Source organism: Chryseobacterium nepalense (assembly GCF_023195755.1).
GTDB classification, from domain to species: domain Bacteria; phylum Bacteroidota; class Bacteroidia; order Flavobacteriales; family Weeksellaceae; genus Chryseobacterium; species Chryseobacterium nepalense.
Window position 1 is genome coordinate 2,220,992 of sequence record NZ_CP096203.1, and the last position, 24,948, is coordinate 2,245,939.

The 24,948-nt window shown below is 35.9% G+C and carries 23 protein-coding genes; 18 read left to right on the forward strand and 5 right to left on the reverse strand.

All coding sequences use genetic code 11. From position 1 onward, the window contains the following. The first annotated feature begins 17 nt into the window (after positions 1–17). Positions 18–608, forward strand: a complete 591-nt coding sequence (locus tag M0D58_RS09635; RefSeq protein WP_248388741.1) for a hypothetical protein — start codon at positions 18–20, stop codon at positions 606–608. A 38-nt stretch (positions 609–646) separates the two neighbouring features. Here M0D58_RS09635 and M0D58_RS09640 read toward each other — a convergent pair whose 3' ends face one another. Next, positions 647–1,738 (reverse strand): glycoside hydrolase family protein, encoded by a 1,092-nt coding sequence (locus M0D58_RS09640; protein WP_248388743.1) that lies wholly within the window; start codon positions 1,736–1,738, stop codon positions 647–649. Between the two features lie 599 nt (positions 1,739–2,337). Between M0D58_RS09640 and M0D58_RS09645 the strand changes: the two genes are divergently transcribed. After that, positions 2,338–3,126 carry a hypothetical protein gene (locus M0D58_RS09645; protein ID WP_248388745.1) on the forward strand — a complete coding sequence of 263 codons (789 nt, stop codon included), beginning with the start codon at positions 2,338–2,340 and terminating at the stop codon, positions 3,124–3,126. Positions 3,127–3,175: 49 nt separating this feature from the next. Here M0D58_RS09645 and topA read toward each other — a convergent pair whose 3' ends face one another. From topA to M0D58_RS09665, 4 genes are read right to left on the reverse strand one after another with little or no spacing between them, the layout of a single operon-like run. Next, complete coding sequence (topA, locus tag M0D58_RS09650; protein ID WP_248388747.1) at positions 3,176–5,749, reverse strand: type I DNA topoisomerase; 2,574 nt, start codon at positions 5,747–5,749, stop codon at positions 3,176–3,178. A gap of 50 nt (positions 5,750–5,799) precedes the next feature. After that, the gene (locus tag M0D58_RS09655; protein ID WP_248388749.1) at positions 5,800–6,948 is read right to left on the reverse strand and encodes a hypothetical protein; all 1,149 of its coding nucleotides are present in this window, start codon (positions 6,946–6,948) and stop codon (positions 5,800–5,802) included. Between the two features lie 46 nt (positions 6,949–6,994). Continuing rightward, positions 6,995–8,134 (reverse strand): EpsG family protein, encoded by a 1,140-nt coding sequence (locus M0D58_RS09660; RefSeq protein WP_248388751.1) that lies wholly within the window; start codon positions 8,132–8,134, stop codon positions 6,995–6,997. After that, positions 8,131–9,135: a hypothetical protein gene (locus M0D58_RS09665; RefSeq protein WP_248388753.1), complete on the reverse strand. Its 1,005-nt coding sequence runs from the start codon at positions 9,133–9,135 to the stop codon at positions 8,131–8,133. Before M0D58_RS09665 ends, M0D58_RS09660 begins: the two co-directional genes overlap by 4 nt. Before the next feature lie 174 nt (positions 9,136–9,309). On the opposite strand from M0D58_RS09665, the gene M0D58_RS09670 reads away from it, so the two are divergent. The 16 genes from M0D58_RS09670 (at position 9,310) to M0D58_RS09745 (ending at position 24,861) form a co-directional block, all read left to right on the forward strand. Next, positions 9,310–12,960 (forward strand): MMPL family transporter, encoded by a 3,651-nt coding sequence (locus tag M0D58_RS09670; RefSeq protein ID WP_248388755.1) that lies wholly within the window; start codon positions 9,310–9,312, stop codon positions 12,958–12,960. 43 nt (positions 12,961–13,003) lie between these two features. Further along, positions 13,004–13,918 carry a dialkylrecorsinol condensing enzyme DarA gene (locus tag M0D58_RS09675; RefSeq protein WP_248388757.1) on the forward strand — a complete coding sequence of 305 codons (915 nt, stop codon included), beginning with the start codon at positions 13,004–13,006 and terminating at the stop codon, positions 13,916–13,918. Position 13,919: 1 nt separating this feature from the next. Continuing rightward, positions 13,920–15,059: a dialkylresorcinol biosynthesis protein DarB gene (gene darB, locus M0D58_RS09680; protein WP_248388759.1), complete on the forward strand. Its 1,140-nt coding sequence runs from the start codon at positions 13,920–13,922 to the stop codon at positions 15,057–15,059. Then, positions 15,060–15,491 (forward strand): hotdog family protein, encoded by a 432-nt coding sequence (locus tag M0D58_RS09685; protein WP_248388761.1) that lies wholly within the window; start codon positions 15,060–15,062, stop codon positions 15,489–15,491. It begins immediately after the preceding gene. A 90-nt stretch (positions 15,492–15,581) separates the two neighbouring features. Further along, a complete protein-coding gene (locus M0D58_RS09690; protein ID WP_248388764.1) occupies positions 15,582–16,025 on the forward strand; it encodes a hotdog family protein in 444 nt (147 codons plus the stop codon). A gap of 5 nt (positions 16,026–16,030) precedes the next feature. Next, complete coding sequence (gene DarG / locus M0D58_RS09695) at positions 16,031–16,435, forward strand: flexirubin biosynthesis protein DarG (protein WP_248388766.1); 405 nt, start codon at positions 16,031–16,033, stop codon at positions 16,433–16,435. Between the two features lie 33 nt (positions 16,436–16,468). Next, complete coding sequence (gene darH / locus M0D58_RS09700) at positions 16,469–17,464, forward strand: BtrH-related acyltransferase DarH (protein WP_248388768.1); 996 nt, start codon at positions 16,469–16,471, stop codon at positions 17,462–17,464. Position 17,465: 1 nt separating this feature from the next. Next, positions 17,466–18,221 (forward strand): ABC transporter ATP-binding protein, encoded by a 756-nt coding sequence (locus tag M0D58_RS09705; protein ID WP_248388770.1) that lies wholly within the window; start codon positions 17,466–17,468, stop codon positions 18,219–18,221. Next, positions 18,208–19,473 (forward strand): ABC transporter permease, encoded by a 1,266-nt coding sequence (locus M0D58_RS09710; RefSeq protein WP_248388772.1) that lies wholly within the window; start codon positions 18,208–18,210, stop codon positions 19,471–19,473. The genes M0D58_RS09705 and M0D58_RS09710 overlap by 14 nt, the downstream gene beginning before the upstream one ends. Beyond that, complete coding sequence (locus M0D58_RS09715; protein WP_248388775.1) at positions 19,463–19,891, forward strand: acyl-CoA thioesterase; 429 nt, start codon at positions 19,463–19,465, stop codon at positions 19,889–19,891. Before M0D58_RS09710 ends, M0D58_RS09715 begins: the two co-directional genes overlap by 11 nt. Next, positions 19,888–21,051 (forward strand): beta-ketoacyl synthase N-terminal-like domain-containing protein, encoded by a 1,164-nt coding sequence (locus M0D58_RS09720; RefSeq protein WP_248388777.1) that lies wholly within the window; start codon positions 19,888–19,890, stop codon positions 21,049–21,051. The genes M0D58_RS09715 and M0D58_RS09720 overlap by 4 nt, the downstream gene beginning before the upstream one ends. A gap of 33 nt (positions 21,052–21,084) precedes the next feature. After that, a complete protein-coding gene (locus M0D58_RS09725) occupies positions 21,085–21,333 on the forward strand; it encodes an addiction module family protein (RefSeq protein ID WP_248388779.1) in 249 nt (82 codons plus the stop codon). A 300-nt stretch (positions 21,334–21,633) separates the two neighbouring features. Beyond that, entirely contained in the window at positions 21,634–22,173 is a 540-nt protein-coding gene (locus M0D58_RS09730; protein WP_248388781.1) for a 3-oxoacyl-ACP synthase, read from the forward strand. A 93-nt stretch (positions 22,174–22,266) separates the two neighbouring features. Continuing rightward, the gene (locus tag M0D58_RS09735) at positions 22,267–22,524 is read left to right on the forward strand and encodes a phosphopantetheine-binding protein (protein ID WP_066437770.1); all 258 of its coding nucleotides are present in this window, start codon (positions 22,267–22,269) and stop codon (positions 22,522–22,524) included. A gap of 79 nt (positions 22,525–22,603) precedes the next feature. Further along, a complete protein-coding gene (locus M0D58_RS09740; protein WP_248388783.1) occupies positions 22,604–23,803 on the forward strand; it encodes a beta-ketoacyl-[acyl-carrier-protein] synthase family protein in 1,200 nt (399 codons plus the stop codon). Next, positions 23,800–24,861, forward strand: a complete 1,062-nt coding sequence (locus tag M0D58_RS09745; protein ID WP_248388786.1) for a beta-ketoacyl synthase N-terminal-like domain-containing protein — start codon at positions 23,800–23,802, stop codon at positions 24,859–24,861. The genes M0D58_RS09740 and M0D58_RS09745 overlap by 4 nt, the downstream gene beginning before the upstream one ends. Positions 24,862–24,948: the final 87 nt, after the last annotated feature.

The window sequence follows — 24,948 nt, forward strand, 5'->3', positions numbered from 1 at the left end:
CAAATTTTCCAAGCAACATGACATTTAGAATTAAGATTATTCTCATTTTTTTATTCTCTACCATTCATATATTTTCTCAAAACAGAAGAGCAGATAAAGAAATTGACAAATTGAATTGTAAAAAAAACAACATCCTAAATCCTGAAGAGCTACTGAAAATATTTCCTTACGGTATTTCAGAAAAGGTAATTCTTGTTTCTTACCAAAACCATATCCCCGGGATAATAGGAGAAGAACTTCAAAAACAGCTGGACAAATTTACAGGTCAGAAAATTGATTCTGCTGAGCTGAGTCAGTTTAAAGAAATTAAAATTTTAGAAACTTCGGAAATCGTTAAAATTGCTGATATTATTTATAATTACGGATACAAAAGTAAACCTACAATTTATGAGGCAACAAAATGTTATTTCCCACAAAACGCAATCTTATTTATCGATAAAGAAGGAAAACTTTTCAGTTTTATAGAATTATGTTTTGGCTGCAGCCAATTTCGAACAAACATTGACAAAATAAATTTAGGTGATGAATGTTCCCAAAAATACGATATGATAAAAGAATTCTTTAAAGAAAACAATATCTTATACGGAACCGTTGAAAATGCACTTTAATTCATGGCTCAGCTTTGTCTAAATTATCCAAGTAAAAATTACTTATTTTTTAAAATCTCAAAAACAAAAGTGGTAGAAGTCTCAAAATCTCCTCCTTGGGTAGCTCCAAACAAAAACCGCGGCGTTTCTCCGTCTTTATCCAGCAAAAGCATCGGTCTTTCCAGCCTGCCAAATCTTTTCAGGTGCGCCGGAGGATTGGCTTCTTTAGTATAATACTGCATATTCAGGTAGGCCACCTCCGGTTTTGTCCAGCTGACTCCATCTTTTGTGGTAAGGTGCAGCCCAAATTCATGATTAAAAAAACCCATGTCTCTGGCGATCATGTGAAATTTCCCATTTTGTTTCCAGACAAAAGCATCTTCAAGCTGAGCATTATTAGGCAATGATGAAAAATCAATCACAGGATTTTCTGAAATTTTCCTGTAGGGACCGAGCGGAGAATCGGCCTTTGCCAGACCGTATTTCCTGTTTCCCCTGACCGGGCCTTTCTGGGTTTCATACTCATGTGTGTTCCAGGATTTGTAGAAGAGCCAGTATTTTCCGTCGTTTCCTTTTACAAAAGCGGGATTCGTGGTACAGTGATCGTCCCAAGAACCTTCATTTCCGGGAAGCAGCAGCGGCTGGTCAGGCCTTGTCCACGGTCCGTCAATACTGTTTGAAGTTGCAAGCCCAATTCTTTTGGTATTGGTTTTTCCATTAGAATTTCCCATGAAAAATAACAAATATTGATTCCCCACTCTCTTAATTAAAGGATTATGACAGGTCGTTGCATCCCAAAAGCCTTCCCCTCGCGGGGCCAGAATTACCTGTTTATGTTCGAATGTATCAAATGGAGAATTGGCTTCGGCGAGGCAAATTTCAGATCCGTTGAGCCAGCCGCCCATTCCCTTTTCCTTTTTCCATCGGGAATAGAAGAGATGAACTTTTCCGTCTTCCCCCCAGATTGGCGAACTGCACCAAATGTAGTAACCTTCCAAAGCGAGTGATCTTCCAATAGGTTTCAACCTGAAATAAGGCTTTTCTTCTGAGGACAGTAAGCCTGTAAAAGATGACCCCAACAATACGGCAGCCATTCCCAACGCTGAGGTCTGAAGAAATTCTTTGCGGGTGAAGTTTCCTGATTCTTTCATTTATTCAATTTGATGTAAGCTAAAATAAGAGAAAGATTTTCAAAGAGTATCCTGCGCATGAGGGTATGTTTGTATATAAAGCAATTTGTCAAAGTTTAATCTTTGACAAAGTTTTAAAAACTTTATAATAAGTGGTTAATATTACCTTAAATTAAAAACTGATTAAGAAATATATAAAAAGCTAATAAAAAGATTTGTTACAATATCTATCACAATTATTATATTTGAATTAGTATCTAACTTTCAAAATAAAATAGATATTTTTAATAAAAACAAATAACCATTATAATGATAAATCTGATTTCAAAAATCAACGATAGGAATATACAAAGAAAAAGAGAGTCTGGATTAACTGGCTATGTTTTAATATCTGCCTTAGGCTTATGTTTATATAAGCTATTTAATCATGTTGAATTTTTACTAACCAATTCAATTTTCGAAAGTACCAACTTAAATAAATCAATTGAGTTAATATGTTATACTTTTAATGCATTGGTTTGTGTTGGAGTTGCAATTTATCAATTATTTCCAAATTTAAAAACTTTAAATCATATAAAGTTTCTAAAAAAAATAAAACGGAATCTTACGTTTTGATAAGTATGATTCTGACATTCTCTATAGGAACTATTTTAATATTATACATCTTATTCACAGCAGATAATTCACATTATCTTTTTAAAACATATTGTATTATAATATTTCTACTTAATTTATCTGGTTGGTCTGCTTTTATTTTATTAATCAAAAATAACAATTCAAATACTTTAAAAATAAATTCTGATCCACCTAAATTGAAACATATAATTCTTATAGCTACAATATTAACGGCACTTATTATTGCTATAGTTTCAATGATTTTTATTTATGATTTAAAGGTTGAATATAAATCTGATATCATCAAAATCGTTATTCTATCGTATCTTTCTTATGTTATTATTGAAAAAATTCTAGAAGTAAATTCAAATGATTTATTTTATTCAAAATTAGAAGCATATGAATATGAAATTCGGCTTAGAAGTTTAACAGATAATGAATTAATTAAAACTGAATTTCAAGAAAGATTCAGCGGTTTTTTGGTGAATGAGTGGATTCAAAGCCAAATTAAATTAACTCAATATAGATATCAAAAATTTATTAAAAATATTGAACATATAAATTCTCAAATAGCAGAAATAGATAGTAAAAATTTTACTGATAAAGATTTAGAAAAAAAATTAAAATACAAATTAGAAGAAGAAAAGTCATTTCATATAAAAAGTTATAAAAGTGCATGTTCTGATCAAATAATTGAACTTGAAAAATCATTAATTGATAACTACTATAGTCTTGAAGAGTTTGAAAAAATACAAATTACGAAAATTATAGAAATATTAAAAAAAGAATTATAATAAAAAAGCACAGACTAAAAATCTGTGCTTCATATTTTATAAAACTATTTTATTTCTTCGCTGCCGGTTTTTTAGCTGCAGGCTTTTTTGCTGTTGCCGTTGTCTTTTTAGCAGCTGTCTTTTTCGCTGCCGGCTTTTTCTTCTCAGCAAAAGCTTTCGGATCCTGATCGGTGATCCATTTTTTAACCTCATCTAAAGAAATTTCCTTCAGCTCTTCAGCATCATATTTGGTATCATCTGCTTTTTTCGGAATCTTGAACATCCCTTTTCCGAATTTAATGAAAGGGCCCCATCTTCCGTTTTCAATGGAAATCTTTTCTTTTTCCCATTGCTGGATGTACCGGTTGGCTTCTTTTTCCAGTTTAGCATCAATCAATTCGTTGATATCACTTTGGGAAAGATTTTCAAAATCATACCGCTTCGGAACATTCACGAAAATATCTTTATACTTGATAAACGGCCCGAATCTTCCGGAACCTTTCGTTACAGGCTCACCTTTGTATGTTGCAATCGGTGCGTCTGCGATTTTCTTTTCATTGATAATTTCTTCCGCACGCTTCTGGTCTACCGAAAGCGGATCTTCCCCTTTAGGAATGCTGATATAGGTTTCGCCCCATTTCACATACGGTCCGAATCTTCCGACTCCTACGGAAACCGGCTGCCCGTCTACTTCGCTGAGATCAAACGGAAGCTTAAATAATTCCAGAGCTTCTTCAAGGGTAATGGTGGCGATGTTCTGCCCTGCCATTAATGATGCGAAGATTGGTTTTTCTTCGTCCTCCGTTTCCCCGATCTGGATCATTGCCCCGAATCTTCCGATTCTGGCATGAACATTTTTGCCGGTCTTCGGATCAATGCCAAGAAGCCTGTCGCCCGTAGCACGGTCTGCATTTTCTTCCACATCTTCGATTCTCGGATGGAATTTCGAGTAGAAATCCGTCATCATCTGCTTCCATTTCTGGTCGCCACTGGCAATTTCATCGAAACTTTCTTCTACCCTGGCCGTAAAACCGTAGTCGAGAATTTCTTTAAAATTGTCGGTCAGGAAGTCATTTACTACCTCACCGATGTCGGTAGGAACAAATTTATTTTTATCCCCTCCGAATTTTTCTTCAAGGACTTCTTTCTTTATTTTATCTTTTACTAAAGATATTTTTACCACTTCACGAATTTGTGGCTCGATTTCCCGCTTGTCCACATATTCACGATTCTGAATGGTCTGGATGGTTGGCGCATACGTGGAAGGACGTCCAATTCCCAGTTCTTCCAGCTTTCTTACCAGTCCTGCTTCGGTATATCTTGCGCTTGGCCTGGTAAATTTTTCGGTAGCGGTAATTTTCTTATACTCCAATACTTCACCGATATTTACTTTCGGAAGCAATTTTTCGTTGTTTTCCTCATCATCTTCTTCAGTTTTCACGATGCCGTATGCTTTTAAGAAACCATCGAAAATAATCACTTCACCCTGTGCTTCAAAGTTCTGTGGTAATTTAGCATTCCCGATTTCAATAACGGTTTTCTCAATTTTAGCATTCGCCATCTGCGAAGCCAGTGTTCTTCTGTAAATCAACTGGTATAATCTGTTCAGCTGAACATCACTTACCGTTTTCACCCCGAAATCCGTAGGACGGATCGCCTCGTGAGCTTCCTGAGCTGATGATGATTTTGTGGTATAATTTCGTGGTGAAGAATATGCTGCGCCGTATTCTGAAGTAATCTGTTTTTTTGCTCCTTCAATCGCTTCCTGGGAAAGGTTTACGGAATCGGTTCTCATATACGTAATAAATCCTTCTTCGTATAATCTCTGTGCAAGACGCATGGTAGTGGTTACATTATATCCTAATCGCGAAGAGGCTTCCTGCTGCAGTGTGGAAGTAGTAAAAGGCGCTGAAGCAGATCTTGTTCCGGGCTTTGTTTCCACATTTAAAACCTTAAATTCTGTAGTTCTTGCAAGTTCTATGAATTTTTCGGCGTCCTGTTCTTTATCGAAATCCTTTTTCAGTTTTGCCGCAATCTCCTGATCGGCTGCATTAAGGAAAATCCCGTCCAGCTTGAAGCTTGCTTTCGGAACAAACTCACGGATTTCTTTTTCTCTTTCCACAATTAACCTTACGGCTACGGACTGCACTCTTCCTGCAGATAATCCGGGTTTTACTTTTTTCCAGAGTACGGGAGACATTTCAAACCCTACGATTCTGTCTAATACCCTTCGTGCCTGTTGAGCATTAACGAGGTTCTGGTCAATATCTCTTGGATTTTCGATTGCTTTTAGAATGGCATTTTTAGTAATCTCATGAAAAACGATTCTTTTTCTGTTTTCCGGTTTCAGCTTCAGCTCGTCGGCCAGATGCCATGCAATGGCTTCTCCTTCGCGGTCCTCATCGGATGCGAGCCAAACCATATCGGCTTTTTTCACGGCAGCTTTCAGATCGGTCACCAGTTTCTTTTTGTCTGCAGAAACTTCGTAATCCGGGCTGAAGGTTGACAAATCGATTCCCATTCCTTTTTTAGGAAGATCACGGATATGCCCAAAGCTGGATTTCACTTCAAAATCCTTCCCCAAATACTTCTGAATCGTTTTTGCTTTTGCCGGTGATTCGACGATTACTAAATTTTTCGACATTCTAAAAATTTTTGCAAAAGTAAAGTTTTTTTATTAGATAGGTTTTGGAATTACATTTTATTTAATAATTCCAGCGGTGCTATGAACACTCTATACAATATCCCTTCAAAAGTAAAGCCTTTTCCGGACATCTCAACCCTGTAGATCAGAGAAAAAATAATAATGAATAAAACAGTATAGAATTTTCTGTTAATAATAATTGGCTCAAATACGTATGCAGAATGTCCTGTCCTTAATAATAAAGCAAAAAGAACAATGATCATCATCATATGAATGTACATCCATCTTCCCCAGTCAATAGCCAGATAAAAAAGCGGAAGCGAAAATAAAAAAGCTATAATTAATAAAATAGATATTACCTTTCTGTCTTTTAGAAACTTTAAATAATAATAAATATGAAAAATACTAAAGCCTAAACTTATAAAATACAAAATGTATTCATTGATGTGCTCTTTAATATAATCTCTTTCATTAATATTCCAATAAAATATACCATAAATGGGATGAACTCCTCTTGCTGAGAGAATTTCCAGCGATTTTCCTTCATTAATATTTTTTCCGAAAAAGAATAAAAGAAGACATGGGATTCCGACGCAAAGAAAATATTTGACATACCTTTTAATCTGTAATCTTCCGGTTTTAAGATATAATGCAATAGCAAAATAAGGTATATAAAATAATACGGCTTCATGCAAAAGACTGGTTATGACAAGTGCACCGCATACAATATATTCCTTATATTTTGAAAGTTTACCCCGATCTAATACATACACAAACCAGATAAATATCAGAAAGAGAATAAACTCTTTTTTTCCTACGTAAGTAACTGTATTGAGAAGTCCTACAAAACCTATGGATGATAACAAGAGAGATAAGTACAACAGGTCTGTAACTTTATAAAGGATGAGTTTTGTGTAAAGCAAAAAAAAGCCAGAAATAATAGTAAACTGAAAAAAATACACAAGATAATTAAGCCGTAAACCCGTTATATCCTGCAATAAGAAAAAGAAACTTCCTGATAAACCTCTTCTTTTAAAACCTCCATCCTGATAATTAATGAGCCAGTCGGCAAGGATATATCCATCGTCTTTAAAATTGTAATAACAGGTAAACACAAGGGTATAAACTGCAGTAACTGCAATTAAAAAATAGATACATATTTTTATATTGAAGAATGCCAGGAATTTATTCGGTATCATAGTGTGTTTTATTTAAGAGCGAAGTTAGAGTGAAATCATTTCTTGATCACGGAAGAAGATAATTCTGATAAAGATCAATAGTAAAACGTCCTGCTTTTATATTGTTAAAAGCTGAAAAAACGATAAAATTAAAAACTATCAGTGCAATTATAAATGTATAAATCAAGCCTTTCATTCTGGCGGATACTACATACATTGAATTAGGAATAATGATATAGGCAAAACCGATAAACGCACCTGCGAGTCTTGAGGAAAATATAGGGTTATTCCTGAAAATAAAATAAAAACATATTCCCAGCACCACATAAATACTATGATATTCGTAATAAGGGAATCTGGCTTTCATCTTATCATCAAAAACAAACAGAAAGAATGTAAGGAGAGCCATCATAATTTCCGGTATACCAACCGCACCGTTAATTCTTTCAACAGATTCATCCAGATAACCGTTAAAGCCTATGGAGAGTGTATTGTCTGCTGCAACATTGTTCAAAAAACCTCCAAAAGATCTGTAAATTTCGAAAGGAGATAAAAACACAGAGACAATAATGAGAAAAAGCATCACATATTTATTTAATGGAATTTTTACCAGCCAGTACATTGGAAGGAAAATATAGCAAACATTATGAATACCACCAGCTAAGTAAATACAAAGTAAGTAGGCCCAGAATTTCCGTTCCTTTATGTATCTTATTCCGAAATAAACAATGAATGACCCTAAATTTTGTCTGATCTGGCCGCTTTCTCCAATAAAAAAGCCGGGAATAAACATTAAAAGCATAAAGGTAAATGGATAGAAAGTATTATCATCCACATATTCTACCTTAAAAAAAACGGCCAGAATCGCAATAACCAGAGTAACCATGTAAAACGGAGCACCAAATATATTGAGCAATATTTTATTGATGAGTACATACAGCCATTCCAATTCTACAGGTTGCGGACCTTCCCTTCCGATAGCACTCATCAAAATTGAAATATAATCTTTGACATCAGAATAAATATAAATTCCTTTATAACTTCCGTAATCAGGCCCCACATTATTTCGGAGACCTGCTATCATAATAAGATAAACACCCAAAATCCACAGCCATTTTTTTTCAACCTTACCATTAAATACTTCCAAACAACTGAAAATAAGCATATAAATCATCGCAATGATAAAATATGGATGCAGCAAGCTCATGGTTTGATTATTTGTATTTTAAATTGATAGGAAACAAAAATGAGTCCCGTAAGAATGATGGGAACAAACAGCCTGACTTCCCAAAAAAGCCCCACTACAGTAATCATAAGAAGATACGGAAGAGAAAAGAATATATATTTCTTTACCAGAGATTTTCCTTCCTCATTGCATAATTGATAGCAGAAATAAACACTTATAACCGCAAACATCAAACCGCTCATGTTAAACAGACTGGTAAAGTTCTGGAACAAATAGATTCCCTCCACCAAAGACACTTCCTGATTAATAATCATCCGCAGAGCGATGTAAGGAATTGCAAAAGCTACAGCCAATATGAATATTTCGTTCATAAAAGAAAAATCTTTTTTCTTCAGCTTTTCAAAATTCACAAAAACGGCAGCAAAAAAAGAAATAATAAGACACGCAGTTTCCCTTACAAATGTTGAAACTGCTATAACAATGATTAACAGAACAAAATCTGCCCGTCTTTTTTTCTGTAAATATTTAAAGGTGAGAATACATCCCAACAGGTAAAAGAAAATGGCAATCGAATCGCAATTGGTAGGGACATACTGCGTAATTACGAGAAAGAAAACAGCCAGCAAATGAAGCACTCTTCTGACAATGAGGGGCGTAGGCATCCCGGAAGTGCTGACTCCAAAAATTGAATTTAAAATGACAGAAGACAGCAGAAAAAAGAAACTGTTAATAAGAAATGTACTGTGATAAAATAATGTTCCCTGTTTCAAAAGAAAATTCTTCATAAATGGAACGTATGTATTAACAGTAGAAGTAAGAAGTTCTGTGCCATGTACACTCAGATAGTTAGGAATTACTCTGTAAGCATATACTGAAGAGAACATAAATGCCGGTGCTTTTTCCATTGTTTTAAGCCGTGCATAAGAAGATTCAAATCCATAGTAGGACATGAAATACAGCAGGAACGGAAGAATTATTACGAATAAAAATCCGTTTATTTTTTCATCATTTGTTGCAAACATAATAAATTCTAAGCGATGCTTAGTTTTTTTTATATTATTAATAGGAACTTCTGCAAATGTATATTTTTTTTCATTACGATTAAATATTTTATTGATTTTCAGATAAACTTATTATGAAAACACTTTGAACTAATCCTGAAAAATTTAAATTTGCAAACTTGATTTTACCATGTGATGCATCGTTTTTTCATCTTTTTATATTATCTCATTTCTAAAAATAAGCTTCTGTCTGTATTATTTGCAGTAGGAATTGCTGTGGTATGTGGTTTCTTTGCTTCAAAAATCAATTTTGAGGAAGATATTAACCAGATTATTCCTAAAAATGAAAAGTCAGATCTTACCGCAAAAGTTCTTCAGCAGCTTAACTTTTCAGATAAAATTATTGTTATTATTGAAAACCGGTCCGGGGAGGATAATTTCCAGCTTTCCGAAACGGCAGATGCTTTTCTTCAGAAAACAGAACCTTTACAAAAGTACATCAGCTCTGTTCAGGGAAAAGTAAATGACAGTGAAATATCCGAAACCTTTGATTTTGTCAACCAAAATCTTCCTTTATTCTTAGATGAAAACGATTACACGGAAATTGAGAGAAAGCTCAATAAAGACAGTATTGCAAAACAGGTAGAAAACAACTATATCTCCCTGGTTTCTCCCACAAGCCTGGTGACGAAGGAATTTATTAAGAAAGATCCGCTTGGCATTACTTTTTTAGGGATAAAAAAACTCAATGCATTAAACATCAGCAAGGATTTTAAACTTGAAAACAGCTATATCGTTACCAAAGACGGAAAAAATCTTTTGCTTTTTATCGATCCTAAAAATAAAAGCAACGATACCAAAAACAATGAAGCATTCATCGATCATTTAAATGAAATAAAAGATAACCTGAATAAGCAGTTCAAAGGGAAAACGGAAATCAGCTATTTCGGCTCTCCGGTAATTGCGGTTGCCAATGCACAGCAAATCAAAAAAGACATCCAGAACACGGTACTGATTTCCCTGACTATTTTATTGGTGGTACTGATCTATTATTTCCGGAATTTCTTTACCCCGTTTATTGTATTTCTCCCGACGGTTTTTTCGGTATTGCTGGCTTTACTGATTCTATATTTTATAAAAGATAAAATTTCCGCTATTTCATTAAGTGTAGGTGCCATTCTGATCGGGATTACGATTGATTATGCCCTCCATATTCTTACCCATTACAAGCACAACAATAATATTGAAGAACTTTATAAAGAAATCACACAGCCCATCATATTAAGTAGTGCCACCACGGCAATTTCGTTTCTCTGCCTGGTTTTGGTACGTTCCGAGGCGTTGAAAGATCTGGGGCTTTTTGCCGCCATTACGGTTATGCTATCCTCTGTTATGGCATTAATTATTGTTCCCCAGCTCTACCATCCCAAAAAACAAAAAGACGCGAATACCAATTTTATTGATAGAATCGGGTCTTATCCTTATGAGAAAAATAAACCTCTGATTATCGGCTGTTCGGTGATCATCATTGCCTGCCTGTTTGGATTCCGGCATGTAGGATTTAACGAAGATATCGGAGATTTAAATTATATTCCTAAAGATTTAAAAATAACGGAAGCTAAACTCCAAAAGCTTTCCGACATCACTTCAAAATCCATTTACACGATTTCTTATGGCAATTCTGCAGAAGAAGCACTCTCCAAAAATTCGGAGCTGGGCCGGTTTCTGGAAAAGGAAAAGCAGGAGGGAAAAATATTAAGCTATAATTCTTTGGGAAAAGTTGTGCTTTCCGAAAAAGATCAGCAGAAAAAAATTGAAGACTGGAAAAAATTCTGGACCTCTGATAAAAAAATACGCACCGTTTCCGGGCTCATTCAAAATGGGAATCAATATGGTTTTAATGAAGCTGCATTCAATCAGTTTAATGATAATTTAAATAAAGATTACACTCCGTTAAGCCTTAAAGAGTATGAACAGATAAAAGCACTGCAAGTCTCTGAATTCCTGAGTGAAGAAAACGGATTTTATACTGTATCGAATGTCGTAAAAGTAGATGAAAGCAAAAGAAACGCTTTTATTAAAGATGTTGAAAAAAAACATGACGTTCTTGCCATCGACCGGCAGCAGATGAATGAAAACTTTCTGGGACTGCTGAAACGCGATTTTAACACCCTGATCAATTATTCCCTTTTAGCCATTGTTTTAACGATCATTGTGTTTTTCAGAAATTTTGAACTCACGCTTCTCACCATGTTCCCGATTGTCCTTACCGGTATAGTCACGGCAGGGATGTTATATTTTCTCGGGTTAGAACTTAATATTTTCAGTACGGTGGTATGTACATTGGTTTTCGGAGTGGGAGATGATTTCAGCATCTTCCTGACCCAAGCTATGCAAAAGGAGCATACGACCGGCAAAAATGAACTTCCTACATACAGAACCTCAATTATTCTGGCGGTTTTCACCACTATTTTGTCTATTGGTTCACTGATCTTCGCCAAACATCCTGCCCTTCATTCATTGGCTTTGGTAGCTTTAATAGGAATGTTTTCGGTAATTGTTATTACGTCAACCTTATATCCTTTCTGGTTCAGATTACTTATTACCAACAGGGCAAGAAAAGGACTCTCTCCTATTACATTAAGGCTTTTTATACATTCGGTGCTGTCTTTCCTTTATTACGGATTGGGAGGATTGTTTTTTTCTCTGTTTATCAGTCCATTTACAAAGAATTCCAAAGGCGGAACTTTAAACTTTTTTAAATTTATTTCTGCGAAATTTTTAACTTCTGTCTTGTTTACCAATCCATGGGTAAAGAAAAAGATCATTAAAGCTACGGATGAAGATTTCAGCAAACCGGCCATCATTATTGCCAACCATACCTCATTCCTTGATATACTTGCAGTTGCAATGACTACACATAAGTTTGTTTTCCTTGTTAATGACTGGGTATATCAATCACCTGTTTTCGGAAAAATGGTGAGGGCATTAGGATGCTATCCTGTTTCCCAAGGTATAGAAAATGGTATTGATAAGTTAAAAGATAAAGTAGACCAAGGATATTCTCTCGCTGTGTTCCCGGAAGCAGAACGTTCCTACACAAACGATATTAAAAGATTTCATAAAGGGGCATTTTATCTCGCTGAGCAATTCGGATTGGATATTGTACCGGTTTATATTCACGGAAATTCCGAGGTATTGCCGAAAGGAGATTTTATCATTTACGACGGATCCATTATCGTAAAAATTGGCGAAAGGATAAAAAAGGAAGATGAAAGCTTCGGGAAGAATTATTCTGAACGTACCAAAAAGATTAACGCTTACTTCAGAAAAGAATTTGCCATTCTGCGAAATGAACTCGAAGATGAAAATTATTTTAAGAAAAAACTGTTTTTAAGCTTTTTATATAAAGACAATGAAGTGGTGAGCGCCGTTAAAAAAGATTTTGAAAACAATAAATCAATCTACTTTGAACTCGGCAAGCATATTCCGAAGAACGCGAATATCCTTCACATCGCAGACGATTTCGGACAGAAAGACATTCTGCTTACGCTTCAGCAGGCAGAAAGAAAAATATTCAGTTTCATAAAAGATGTTGAAAAAAGACAGATTGCCCAACAGAACTATCTGGTCAAAAGAAGAAAGATCAGCTACATCAATGATTTTGAAGAAATCACAAAAAACATTGACATCCTGTTGATTTCAGATGAAAACTTCAGCATCAATGCGCTGGAAAAACTTCCTGAAACCATTATCTTTTGTAATGCAAAAAATAATATATTAGATAATGCTGATTATTTATTAAAATTCAGTTATGGATCATTAAAAATATTTACTTCACAATAATAAATATGAAAAGCATATTTTTGTAAACGGATAAAAAGAATTAATGAAAAAGAATATACTTGTTATATATTATACTCAGTCCGGCCAGCTGGAAGATATTGTAAAAAATATGGCTCAGCCATTTGAAGAGAAAAACCTGGAATATGAGGTAACGTACTATAATATACAACTGAAAAAAGATTTTCCTTTTCCGTGGTCAGGTGATGTATTTTTCAATACTTTTCCTGAATCTTATCTGCAGATACCCAGTGAAATTCTGCCGCCACCGGAAGAAGTTCTGAATAAAAAATTTGACCTGGTCATTTTCGGATACCAGGTCTGGTATTTAACCCCGTCCATTCCCATTATTTCTTTTCTGAAAAGTGGCTTTGCCGAAAACATTCTTAAAGATACTCCGGTTATTACTGTTTCAGGAACAAGAAATATGTGGATGTTTTCCCAGGAAAAGCTTAAAGTATACCTGAAACAAATGCAGGCTAAGCTTGTAGGAAATATTGCGTTGGTAGACAGACACGATAATTACACCAGTGTCCTTACCATCCTTCGCTGGATGACTACCGGAAAAAAGGAAAAATCCGGTATGCTTCCTGCAGCAGGAGTTTCAGATGAAGAGATTAACGGCGCCGGAAAATACGGCAGAATTATTGAAAAACATTTTTCCGCCAATACACTGGGAGCACTACAGCCGGATCTTGTAAAAAACGGAGCCGTAGAAATCCGTGCCTTCCTGGTGAGAGTAGAAAAAGTAGGCAATAAAATTTTCAAAGTATGGTCCGGCCTCATCATGAGGAAAAAAGAAAAGCGACCTTTGCTGATCAAATTCTTTAAGGTATATTTGATGGCCGCAATATGGATTGTATCACCCATAGTTCTGGTATTACATTTGCTTACAGCACCTATCTTTTGGTTTAAAAGAAAAAAACAAAGAGAATATTTACAAGGAATTAATATAAAATAGAATGAACGACGTATTTATTACAAAAGCTTCAACATACTTGCCGAATGAACCGGTTTCTAATGATGAAATGGAAACGTATCTTGGCTATATAAATGACAAACCGTCAAAAGCAAGAGCTTTAATTCTAAGAAACAACAAAATTACAACAAGGTATTACGCTTTAGACAAAGAAGGAAAACCTACCCACACCAATGCCCAGATTACCGCAAAAGCCGTAGAAGGTCTTTTTGATGAAAATTTTGGTAAACAGGATATCGAGTTGCTTTCTTGCGGAACTACTTCTGCAGATCAGATCCAGCCTTCTCATGCATCCATGGTTCACGGAGAGCTTAATCTCAATAAGTCAATCGAGATTAACACCTCAACAGGCCTTTGTAATTCTGGGATGAATGCCTTTAATTACGGTTTTCTTTCCGTAAAAGCAGGGGTTAAGGAAAATGCCGTTTGTGTAGGCTCGGAAAGATTTTCAGCATGGATGACTGCCGATAAATTCAATCATGAAGCAGAAAATTTAAAACTGCTTGAAGAAAGACCTATTATTGCATTCAAAAGAGAATTTTTAAGATGGATGCTTTCCGACGGTGCAGGTGCGCTGCTTCTTGAAAATAAACCAAGACCCAACCAAACTTCCCTGAAAGTAGAATTCATTGATTTTTATTCTTACGCCCACGAGATTGAAGCATGTATGTATGCCGGATGCGAAAAACAGGAAGACGGAAGCCTGAAATCTTGGGCAGATTATTCTTCGGACGAATGGCTGAAACAATCCATCTTTGCTCTTAAACAGGATACAAAAATTTTAGACCAGTATATTTTGGTAAAAGGTGCCGAAAGTTTAAGATCATCTTTCGATAAGCACAATCTTGACCCAAATACAATAGACCACGTACTGGCGCACATTTCGTCAGGATACTTTAAAGAAGGATTGAAAGAAGAATTTGCCAATGTAGGATTGGATTTTCCTTGGGAAAAATGGTTCTATAACCTTTCCGAAGTAGGAAATATTGGTGCCGGTTCTATTTTCATCGCTCTTGAAGAACTAATGAATTCAGGAAAATTGAAAAAAGGAGAAAAAGTACTTCTTTGCGTGCCGGAAAGTGGAAGATTTGCCTACTCTTGTGCCCTCTTAACTGTTTGCTAAATGGAAAACCGACTGCCTACATCCGATCAGAATTTTGTTGAAAACCTGATTCCTCAGCGGTTTCCTTTTGTAATGGTAAACAGCATCGCAGAATATTCGGAAAGTCATATTGTTTCAGGATTTATTCCGACGCAAGAAAACATTTTTATTCAGAACGGAATTTTCCAGGCTTCAGGATTGCTGGAACATCAGGCACAAAGTGTAGCGCTTCATACCGGCTATAAATTCTATCTTTCGGGAAAAGAAGCGCCTACCGGATATATCGGCGCTGTTAAATCGTTTGAGGTAAACAAGCTTCCGGAAACGGGAGATGAGTTAGTATCCGAAGTTTTCATTATTAATGAAATGATGGGTGTAACTTTGGTAGATGTCATCACAAAAGTCAATGACGAGGTTGTTGCAAAATCTCAGATGAAGACTGTAGTCATGTAATATTTGAATTAAAAATTTCGTGATCTTGGCTAAGTAAAATCGAAGATTTGTGGTAGTCAAACGACTCGCGAACTTAAAATATATCATTTAATGGAAATCAAGGAAGAAAACATCATCAACATCCACAATTTTCTCCCGCATCGCGACCCGATGCTGATGGCAGACTATATCATGGAACTGACTAAAGAAAAAGTGGTAACTTCCTTTGAGATTCAGCAAAACAATATTTTTGTACACAATAACGAATTTGCTGAAGCCGGCCTTATTGAAAATCTTGCACAAACCTGTTCTTCAATTCTGGGACAAAGTTTTTTTGAGAATCCTGACACAGATACCAAAGTGATTGGCTTTATTACCTCCATCAAAAAAATAGAAGTGCATGCACTCCCAAAAGTAGGTGATAAAATTATTTCCAGAGCCTCGCTCATTTCACAATTCGGGAATATATGCAATATCTTTTGCGAAACTTTTCATAATGACCAGCTTTTGATCAGAGCTGAAATCAATTTGTTTATTCAAGAAGTAAAAAGCTAAAGCCCATGAAAAAGCAAGACCTTCCGCAAGACGAAAGCAATCTTAAATCCGCAAACATGACCGAAGTTCTGTATGTTACGGATGAAAATGACAATTATACCACCGCCAACAGCATTGGCTGGGATGCCAAAAAAGCGGCGCTGGAAGAATCCATGGAACTCATCCATGAAAGAATTGAAGAAGCAAAGCAAAACGTAGCCAATAATATCGTAAGTCCTATTGTCTATTTCATGGAGCTCAATAAAATGGATCTTCAGGTGTTGGCAGCCTACGTAGGAATGTGGCAGTGGCGGGTAAAAAGACACGGAAAACCAAAAATATTTAAAACACTAAGCGACTCTGTACTGAAAAAATATGCTGATACATTCGGTATTACGGTAGACGAACTGAAAAATTTCAACGGTAAGTAAATTATCGTTGAAAAGTAATAAACCAAGCTAAGAATGAAAATTAATTTTGAACACCATCAGACTGCGCATTGCGAAAACGGTGTTGCTTCCAATTTATTATTAAACAAAGGGTTAAAACTAAGCGAGCCCATGATCTTCGGAATCGGTTCCGGATTATTTTTTGTTTACCTCCCTTTTTTAAAAGTAAATTTTGCGCCCGGTTTCAGCTACCGTCCGATGCCGGGAGCCATTTTCAGCAAAGCCGCAAAAAGACTGGGAATTAAAATTAAAAGGCTTAAATTTTCTAATCCTCAGGAAGCTCAGAAAGCCCTTGAAAAAAACCTTGAAAATAATATTCCTACCGGCCTTCAGGTAGGTGTTTTCAACCTTACCTATTTTCCTGAAGAGTATAAATTCCATTTCAATGCGCACAATCTTGTAGTGTACGGAAAAGAAGACGGGAAATTTCTTATCAGTGATCCCGTAATGGATTATGTAACCACCCTCAGCGAAACCGAGCTGGAAAAGGTGAGATATGCCAAAGGAGCACTTCCTCCGAAAGGACACATGTACTACCCTACTTATATTCCGGAAAACATTCATCTGGAAGAGGCTATTAAAAAAGGAATTAAAGATACCTGCAAAAATATGCTTGCTCCTGTTCCTATTGTCGGGGTAAAAGCGATAAGATGGGTCGCCAGAAGCATTCCGAAATGGGCTGAAAAAAAAGGTACAAAGACTACCAATCATTATTTGGGTCAGCTGATCCGCATGCAGGAGGAAATAGGAACCGGAGGAGGAGGCTTCAGGTTCATTTACGGAGCTTTTTTACAGGAAGCGGCTGTTATTCTCAAAAATGATGAATTAAAAGAACTGTCGAAAGAAATCACCATGATTGGTGACCTCTGGAGAGATTTTGCAGTGGATATTGCCCGGGTTTACAAAAACAGGAATTCAAAAAGCGATATCTATAACAACCTTTCAAAATCAATGCTTCACATTGCAGATCTGGAAGAAGCTTTCTATAAAAAATTAAGAAAAGCAATATAACGTGGAACATTTTATTGAAATAAAAAATCTTTACAAAAAATATAAGAATGCAGAAGACTTTTCTGTAAATGATATTTCGCTGAATATTGCCAAAAACGAGATCTACGGAATTCTCGGGCCCAACGGAGCCGGTAAAACCACGCTTATTTCCATACTTTCCGGATTGATTAAACCCACATCGGGACAATTTACCATTGACGGGCTTTCCCCCCAGAAAAACGGCTTTAAATTAAGGCAGATTATTGGTATTGTTCCTCAGGAATACGCTTTGTATCCTACTTTGACGGCAAGAGAAAACTTAATGTTCTTCGGAAGCTTGTATGGTTTAAGCCATAAAAATTTAAAAACTTCCATTGATGAATCTCTGGAAATCATGGGACTGTCAAAATTCGCCGATAAAAAAGTGGAACAATTTTCCGGAGGAATGAAACGCCGCTGCAACCTCATCGCAGGAACCCTTCACAACCCGAAAGTTTTATTTCTGGATGAACCGACCGTAGGCGTTGACGTACAGTCTAAAAAAGCAATTATTGACCATCTTTTAGATCTGAATAAAAAAGGAACCTGTATTATTTATACTTCACATCACCTTTCTGAAGCGGAAGAATTCTGTACCAAAATTGCTATTATCGATCACGGAAAAATCCACGCAGTTGGAACTCCCGAAGAACTGGTAAACAAAGTAGGCAACGCAGAAAACTTAGAAGATGTTTTTATTTCATTAACCGGAAAAGAATTACGAGATGTTGTTGTATAAACTGTGGCGAAGCTTTATTAAAGAAATTCTTCTCCTTAAAAGAGATATCGGAGGGATCGTCATCATTTTCGTGATGCCGTTACTGCTGATTATTACCATTACTCTAATTCAGGATTCGACCTTTAAAAATATGGAAGGTTCAAAAATCCCGATTATATTTATTGATAATGACCAATCTGAAATTTCAGAAAGCATAAAGAAACAGCTTGAAAACAGTAAAACATTTGAGCTGCTGACCGATTTTAATGAAAAATCTGCTGAGACAGCCGTATTTGGGGGAGATTATCAGATGGCTATTGTTATCCCTAAAAATTTAACGAAAGACATCAACTCCAATATTGATTCTAAGGTTCAGTCTATTGTTAGCTCATTTGGATTAGAAACCGATTCTACGGCGATAAAACAGAATACTTCAAAAGCAAAAGATATCCGCCTTTATTTCGATCCCGCAACCAATATCAGCTTCAAAAACAATGTGATGAATGCCGTGAATAAAATGGTTTTTGAGATCGAAAACAAAAAGATTTATAAAGCGTTTCAGGATCAGCTGGGAACTACGGAAGATCTAAAAAATAACAGCCTGATTGCCTTTAAGGAGATCACTCCGAAAAAAGGAAATATGGATGTATTGCCGAATTCCGTTCAGCATAATGTTCCGGCTTGGGCTTTGTTTGCGATATTTTTCATCGTCGTTCCGCTTTCTATTAATTTAGTTAAAGAAAAAAGCCAGGGAACAAGCGTGAGGGCAAGAATCAGTCCGACACCGTATTTCATTCATATTTTAGGAAAAACATTTACATATCTTATTATCTGTGTCATTCAGTTTTTGCTGATGGTTGCGGTAGGAATTTATCTTTTCCCGTATATGGATCTTCCGCAGTTTGATGTGACCGGAAAGATGTTTCCGTTAATTATCGTTACCATTTTCGCCGGATTAGCGGCTATTGGATTTGGGGTTTTGCTGGGAACTGTTGCAGATACGCAGGAACAGTCAGCTCCGTTCGGGGCAACTTCAGTTGTTGTGCTGGCAGCAATCGGCGGAATTTGGGTTCCGGTTTTCCTGATGCCGGAATTTATGCAGACCATCGCTAAGTTTTCGCCGATGAACTGGGGCTTAAATGCGTATTATGATATCATTTTAAGAAACAGCGGAATCGGTGGTATTGCAAAAGAAATCATATTTTTATTTTTATTTTATATCGCTATGGTTGCTATTTCATTATTTTACGAAAGAAAACAAAATGCAGTCTAAAGAAACTATATTAAGCTGTACCGAGGAAGTCCGTGTCCGCTTCAACGAAACAGATCCGCTTGGAATTGTTTGGCATGGGCATTATATTGTGTATTTTGAAGATGGAAGAGAAGCTTTCGGGAGACAACATGGTTTAACGTATCTCGATATTCAGAAGGCTGGTTATGTAACGCCAATCGTTAAAAGTACCTGCGAACATTTTCTCCCACTGAAATACGGGGAAACGTTCAAGATTGTGACGACTTTCGTTAATGCGGTATCAGCGAAATTAATATATCAATACGAGCTTTTTAACGAAAATAATCAGTTGGTTTGTTCCGGAGAAACCATTCAGGTTTTCCTGGATTCCGATAATAATTTATGTTTGTACAATCCTGAGTTTTTTCAGAGCTGGAAAGATAAAATGGGATTACCATGAAAGAAATTTATATCACCGATTACAATTGTGTCACACCATTAGGTTTTGATGTTTTTTCCAACTGGGATGCTCTTCTGGAAGGAAAATCCGGTGTCTCTCTGCATAAAATCGTAGAGAATCACGAACCTTTTTACGCTTCCAAAATTAATTCTGAAAAACTGGAAGAGGAATTTACAACAAATTTCAAATCCGTACAGAACAACAATTTTACAAGGCTGGAAAAAATGTTTTTGTTAAGCTTACAACCTTTGGTTGAAAGACATCAGATTACAGAAGAAACAGCTTTTATCTTATCAACTACCAAAGGAAACATCAGTTTATTAAAAAATAAAAACACTTTGCCGGAAGGCGTTTTCCTTTCGGATTTAGCTCAAAAAATTGCCGATTTTTTCGGATTTAAAACCAAGCCAATTGTAGTTTCCAATGCTTGTGTTTCCGGAGTAATGGCACTCGCTGTTGCAAAAAACATGATCTTGTCCGGAAAATATAACGATGCCTTTGTTATTGCCGGAGACGAAATTTCAGAATTTGTCATCTCTGGCTTCAATTCTTTTCAGGCTATCGGAAGCGGGATATGCAAACCCTATGATAAAACCCGCGACGGCATCAATCTTGGTGAGGCAGCAGCAGCAGTTTACATAACAGGCTATCGTTCTGACGAAGGAAAAACCCTACAAAACGGAAAATTTAGTTTTAAAATTTTAGGAGATTCTGCTATTAATGATGCCAATCACATTTCCGGACCCTCCAGAACCGGTGATGGCTTATATACAAGCATTAAAAATGCGATGACGGAAGCACAGGTTACAGCAGAGCAAATTAATTTTATTTCCGCTCACGGAACTGCCACCATCTATAATGATGAGATGGAAGCTATCGCTTTCAACCGTGCGGAGTTACAAAATATTCCTTTGCATAGTTTAAAAGCGTATTATGGGCATTGTTTAGGCGCTTCCGGGCTACTGGAAACCATTATTTCGATGGAAAGTGCCTTACATAAAACATTGCTTCCATCTAAAAATTTTGAAGACATCGGGACTTCCCAATCTTTGAATATTATTAAAGAAAATCAACCTGCAGAAATCAGATATATTCTGAAAACGGCTTCAGGTTTTGGCGGTTGTAATGCGGCGGTTGTTTTGGAAAAGTGTAAAGAATAATTTCGTAATTTTGATAGACTTAAAGGTTGAAAAATGGGCTCTACAATAGAAATCAGAAAAAGAATTCACGAATTCATCGACATTGCGGATGAAAGAATTTTAAGAATCATCAACAGCATTATTGATGCAGAAGAAGATTCAGAACTAAAATCTTCAGAATATCCACAAGTTCCGGATCATATTTATGACCGAATTGAAGAAGAACGTGGAAAATATTTAAGTGGTGAACTTAAAACTTCTTCGTGGGAAGAAGTAAAAGAAAGACTGATGAAAAATTTATGATTTATCAAATTTCTTTATCTCCAAATGCCGAAGCTGATCTTCAAGAAGCTGCATTGTGGTACGAAAGTAAGCAGATTGGGCTTGGAATACAATTTAAAAAAAAGTTGAATCTTATTTTTTCAAAATTCAAAATAACCCATTGCACTTTCCTTTAAAAAAAGGAAACTTACGTGAGGCTTATATTCAAAAGTTTCCTTACGTCATCATTTATCAAATTATAGAAAATAAAATTATTGTTTTTGCTGTTTTCAACACCCATCAAAACCCAACAAAAAAGCCTTAAAATTCTAAAACGCATTCATGAAGAAAACAGATATTTGCACCATAAATAATTCAAAAATTACTTTCAACAACGAGGTTATTTTTGAAACTCAAACTGAAAATTTCTCAGATTTTTCCAAAGAAGCCTATAAAACTTTAGAAGTCAATTATGCGAAATTTCATAAGATGGATAATCTGAGTAAACTCGCATTTCTTGCCTCTGAAATAATTCTAAAAGAGGGAGATCACAGCAGAACCGCATTGGTTTTTGCCAATAGATCTTCAAGCCTTGATACCGACTTTAAATATCAGGAAAGCATCAATTCTCAGGAAAATTATTTCCCGAGCCCCGCGGTTTTTGTATATACATTACCCAATATTTGCGTAGGAGAAATCAGCATTAAGCATAAAATGCAGACCGAAAATGCCTTTTTTGTACTGGATGAATTTGATGAGCAATTTTTAAATAATTACTCGGAACAGATTTTGCAGTCAGGAAAAGCCGACAAGGTATTGTGCGGTTGGGTAGAGTTATATCACGAAAGTTATAATGCTTTTGTATATTTGCTCACGAACTAATGTAACAATATAACAGTATAACAATGTAACAATGACATTCAGCATAATCAATTGGTAAACTGATACATTGATACATTGGTAAATTTTAAAATTATGGAAAACTTAAGAGAAGAATTAAAACACAAAATCATTGAAGTTCTTAATTTAGAAGACGTTGCAGTAGAAGAAATTAAAGATACGGATCCGTTATTCGGTGGTGGTCTGGGTCTGGATTCTATTGATGCGTTGGAGCTGATTGTTCTTTTGGATAAAGAATATGGAATAAAATTGGCCGATCCTAAAAAAGGAAAAGAAATTTTTACATCCATTGACACTATGGCAAAATACATCGAGGAAAACAGAACAAAATAAATTAATATATCAATGTACCAATGTAACAGTCTAGCAATTGATAAACTGTTACATTGATACATTGTTACATTTTGTAAAAATGAGTCAAAAAATTGCTATAACAGGAATGGGCATTATTTCTTCTATTGGAAACAATGTGGAGGAAAATCTGCAATCCTTAATGTCCGGAAAGCACGGAATTTCAGATATTGAACTCTTTGAAACACGCCATGCCGGAAGCATCAAAACAGGTGAAATCAAGCTTTCAAACGCAGAACTTATAGAAAAGCTTCATCTTAAAGATGTAAAAAATGCTACCAGAACAGCCCTGTTAGGAATGATTGCCGCAAAAGAAGCGGTAGAAAATGCAGCAATTACAGACATCAATGGATATAAAACAGGTCTCATTTCATCAACCAGCGTTGGCGGAATGGACATGACCGAAAAATATTTCTATTCCTACGAAGATCTTCCTGAACAGCAAAAATATATTGACTCTCACGATGCCGGAAATTCATCTTTGTTAATTGCGGACTATCTGGGTTTGAAAGGTATGGTCTCCACCATCAGTACAGCATGTTCGTCAGCAGCCAATGCGATTATGATGGGAGCCAAACTGATTAAGAACGGAGTGTTGGATCGTGTGATTGTCGGCGGGACAGATGCCCTTTCAAAATTTACTTTGAATGGCTTTAACACGCTGATGATTCTTACAGATTCTTATAATACTCCTTTTGATCATGACAGAAAAGGTCTGAATCTTGGAGAAGCGGCCGCTTTTATAATTTTGGAATCCGAAGACGTGGTGAAAAAGGAACATAAAAAAGTGCTTGGTTATCTTTCGGGATATGGAAATGCCAATGATGCGCATCACCAGACTGCTTCTTCCGAAAACGGTCAGGGTGCCTATTTAGCGATGGAAAAAGCACTAAAAATTTCGGGTTTAGATAAAGAACAAATCGATTATATTAACGTTCACGGAACGGCAACTCCAAATAATGATTTATCAGAAGGTATTGCAATGATCAGAATTTTCGGAGAAAATAAAGTCCCGGATTTCAGTTCTACCAAAGCTTTCACGGGCCATACTCTGGCTGCAGCAGCAGGAATTGAAGCGGTTTATTCTTTGTTGGCCATTCAGAATAATATCATTTTCCCGAATCTGAATTTTAAAACTAAAATGGCAGAATTTGACCTGACCCCGGTTACCGAACTCAGAGAAAAAAACATCAACCACGTTCTCTCCAACTCGTTTGGTTTTGGCGGAAATTGTTCAACCTTAATTTTCTCAAAGTCATGAATCCGGTTTACATCAACAGTGCCGCCTGCATTTCTGTTCAGGACACTTTAAATGAAAATTTCTTAGAAAATTTAAAGCCGGAATATTCTACTCTGGTCTTAAAAGCCATCGAACCTGTCTACAAAGAATTCATTCCTCCGGCTATGATCAGAAGAATGTCTAAAACAGTAAAAATGAGTTCTGTTGCTTCGCATTATGCATTAAAAGAGGCTGGTATTGAAAATCCGGATGCGATCATTGTGGGAACCGGCATAGGATGTTCTCAGGATTCCGAGAAATTTTTAAAAAATGTGCTGGATAATAATGAAGAGTTTTTGACTCCCACTTATTTCATCCAGTCTACTCATAATACGGTGGCAGGACAGATCGCTTTAGGTCTTCAATGTCATGCATATAATTTCACGTATGTGAATACATCTTCGTCTCTGGAATTTTCTTTTTTGGATGCAAAACTACAGATTATTGACGGTGACGCGGAAAATGTGCTCGTTGGTTCAACGGATGAACAGACCGAAAGAACAATGGAATTGTACAAATTAAACAAAACCATTAAAAAAGAAGAAGATTTACCTGTAGATTACCTGAACTCAGAAACGCACGGCGTTGTTTGGGGAGAAGGAGCAAGTTTTTTTGTCCTGGGAAAAGAAAAGGCAGTAAATTGTTATGCTCAACTGAAAGATATTCAGATTGTTAATGTATTAGAATTAGGAGAAACTCAAGACTTTATTAAAGAATTTTTAAATAAAAATAATTTAGCAAACACTAATATTGACGCAGTAATTTTGGGTTTCAGCGGAGATTCAAAGTCTGATGTGTATTACAACAAAGTAACGGAACTATTTACAGGTTCTTCATTGCTGTATTACAAACATTTAAGCGGCGAATTCAATACGGCCAGTGGATTTTCTACCTTTATCGCTTGTCATATTCTTAAGAATCAGGAAATTCCGGAAGTGATGATGATTAACGATCTGAAAAAAGGTGAGATTAGGAACATTCTGCTTTATAATCATTTGGGAGGAAATGATCACAGTTTGGTTTTGTTGGGAAAAGTTTAGTTTGTTGAATTAATGAAATTAAAACCTAACAGATTTTTGAAACCTGTTAAGTTTGGAAATATAAAGTTTGAAAAGGTTTCGTTCGCA

Coding starts and splice junctions, on each gene's coding strand:
- M0D58_RS09725 (WP_248388779.1), top strand. CDS start 21,085: ATGGGCTCTACAATAGAAATCAGAAAAAGAATTCACGAATTCATCGAC.
- topA (WP_248388747.1), bottom strand. CDS start 5,749: ATGTCGAAAAATTTAGTAATCGTCGAATCACCGGCAAAAGCAAAAACG.
- M0D58_RS09655 (WP_248388749.1), bottom strand. CDS start 6,948: ATGATACCGAATAAATTCCTGGCATTCTTCAATATAAAAATATGTATC.
- M0D58_RS09710 (WP_248388772.1), top strand. CDS start 18,208: ATGTTGTTGTATAAACTGTGGCGAAGCTTTATTAAAGAAATTCTTCTC.
- M0D58_RS09745 (WP_248388786.1), top strand. CDS start 23,800: ATGAATCCGGTTTACATCAACAGTGCCGCCTGCATTTCTGTTCAGGAC.
- DarG (WP_248388766.1), top strand. CDS start 16,031: ATGAAAAAGCAAGACCTTCCGCAAGACGAAAGCAATCTTAAATCCGCA.
- M0D58_RS09670 (WP_248388755.1), top strand. CDS start 9,310: ATGCATCGTTTTTTCATCTTTTTATATTATCTCATTTCTAAAAATAAG.
- M0D58_RS09665 (WP_248388753.1), bottom strand. CDS start 9,135: ATGTTTGCAACAAATGATGAAAAAATAAACGGATTTTTATTCGTAATA.
- M0D58_RS09735 (WP_066437770.1), top strand. CDS start 22,267: ATGGAAAACTTAAGAGAAGAATTAAAACACAAAATCATTGAAGTTCTT.
- M0D58_RS09740 (WP_248388783.1), top strand. CDS start 22,604: ATGAGTCAAAAAATTGCTATAACAGGAATGGGCATTATTTCTTCTATT.
- M0D58_RS09640 (WP_248388743.1), bottom strand. CDS start 1,738: ATGAAAGAATCAGGAAACTTCACCCGCAAAGAATTTCTTCAGACCTCA.
- M0D58_RS09635 (WP_248388741.1), top strand. CDS start 18: ATGACATTTAGAATTAAGATTATTCTCATTTTTTTATTCTCTACCATT.
- M0D58_RS09660 (WP_248388751.1), bottom strand. CDS start 8,134: ATGAGCTTGCTGCATCCATATTTTATCATTGCGATGATTTATATGCTT.
- M0D58_RS09715 (WP_248388775.1), top strand. CDS start 19,463: ATGCAGTCTAAAGAAACTATATTAAGCTGTACCGAGGAAGTCCGTGTC.
- M0D58_RS09690 (WP_248388764.1), top strand. CDS start 15,582: ATGGAAATCAAGGAAGAAAACATCATCAACATCCACAATTTTCTCCCG.
- darH (WP_248388768.1), top strand. CDS start 16,469: ATGAAAATTAATTTTGAACACCATCAGACTGCGCATTGCGAAAACGGT.
- darB (WP_248388759.1), top strand. CDS start 13,920: ATGAACGACGTATTTATTACAAAAGCTTCAACATACTTGCCGAATGAA.
- M0D58_RS09675 (WP_248388757.1), top strand. CDS start 13,004: ATGAAAAAGAATATACTTGTTATATATTATACTCAGTCCGGCCAGCTG.
- M0D58_RS09730 (WP_248388781.1), top strand. CDS start 21,634: ATGAAGAAAACAGATATTTGCACCATAAATAATTCAAAAATTACTTTC.
- M0D58_RS09685 (WP_248388761.1), top strand. CDS start 15,060: ATGGAAAACCGACTGCCTACATCCGATCAGAATTTTGTTGAAAACCTG.
- M0D58_RS09720 (WP_248388777.1), top strand. CDS start 19,888: ATGAAAGAAATTTATATCACCGATTACAATTGTGTCACACCATTAGGT.
- M0D58_RS09645 (WP_248388745.1), top strand. CDS start 2,338: ATGATTCTGACATTCTCTATAGGAACTATTTTAATATTATACATCTTA.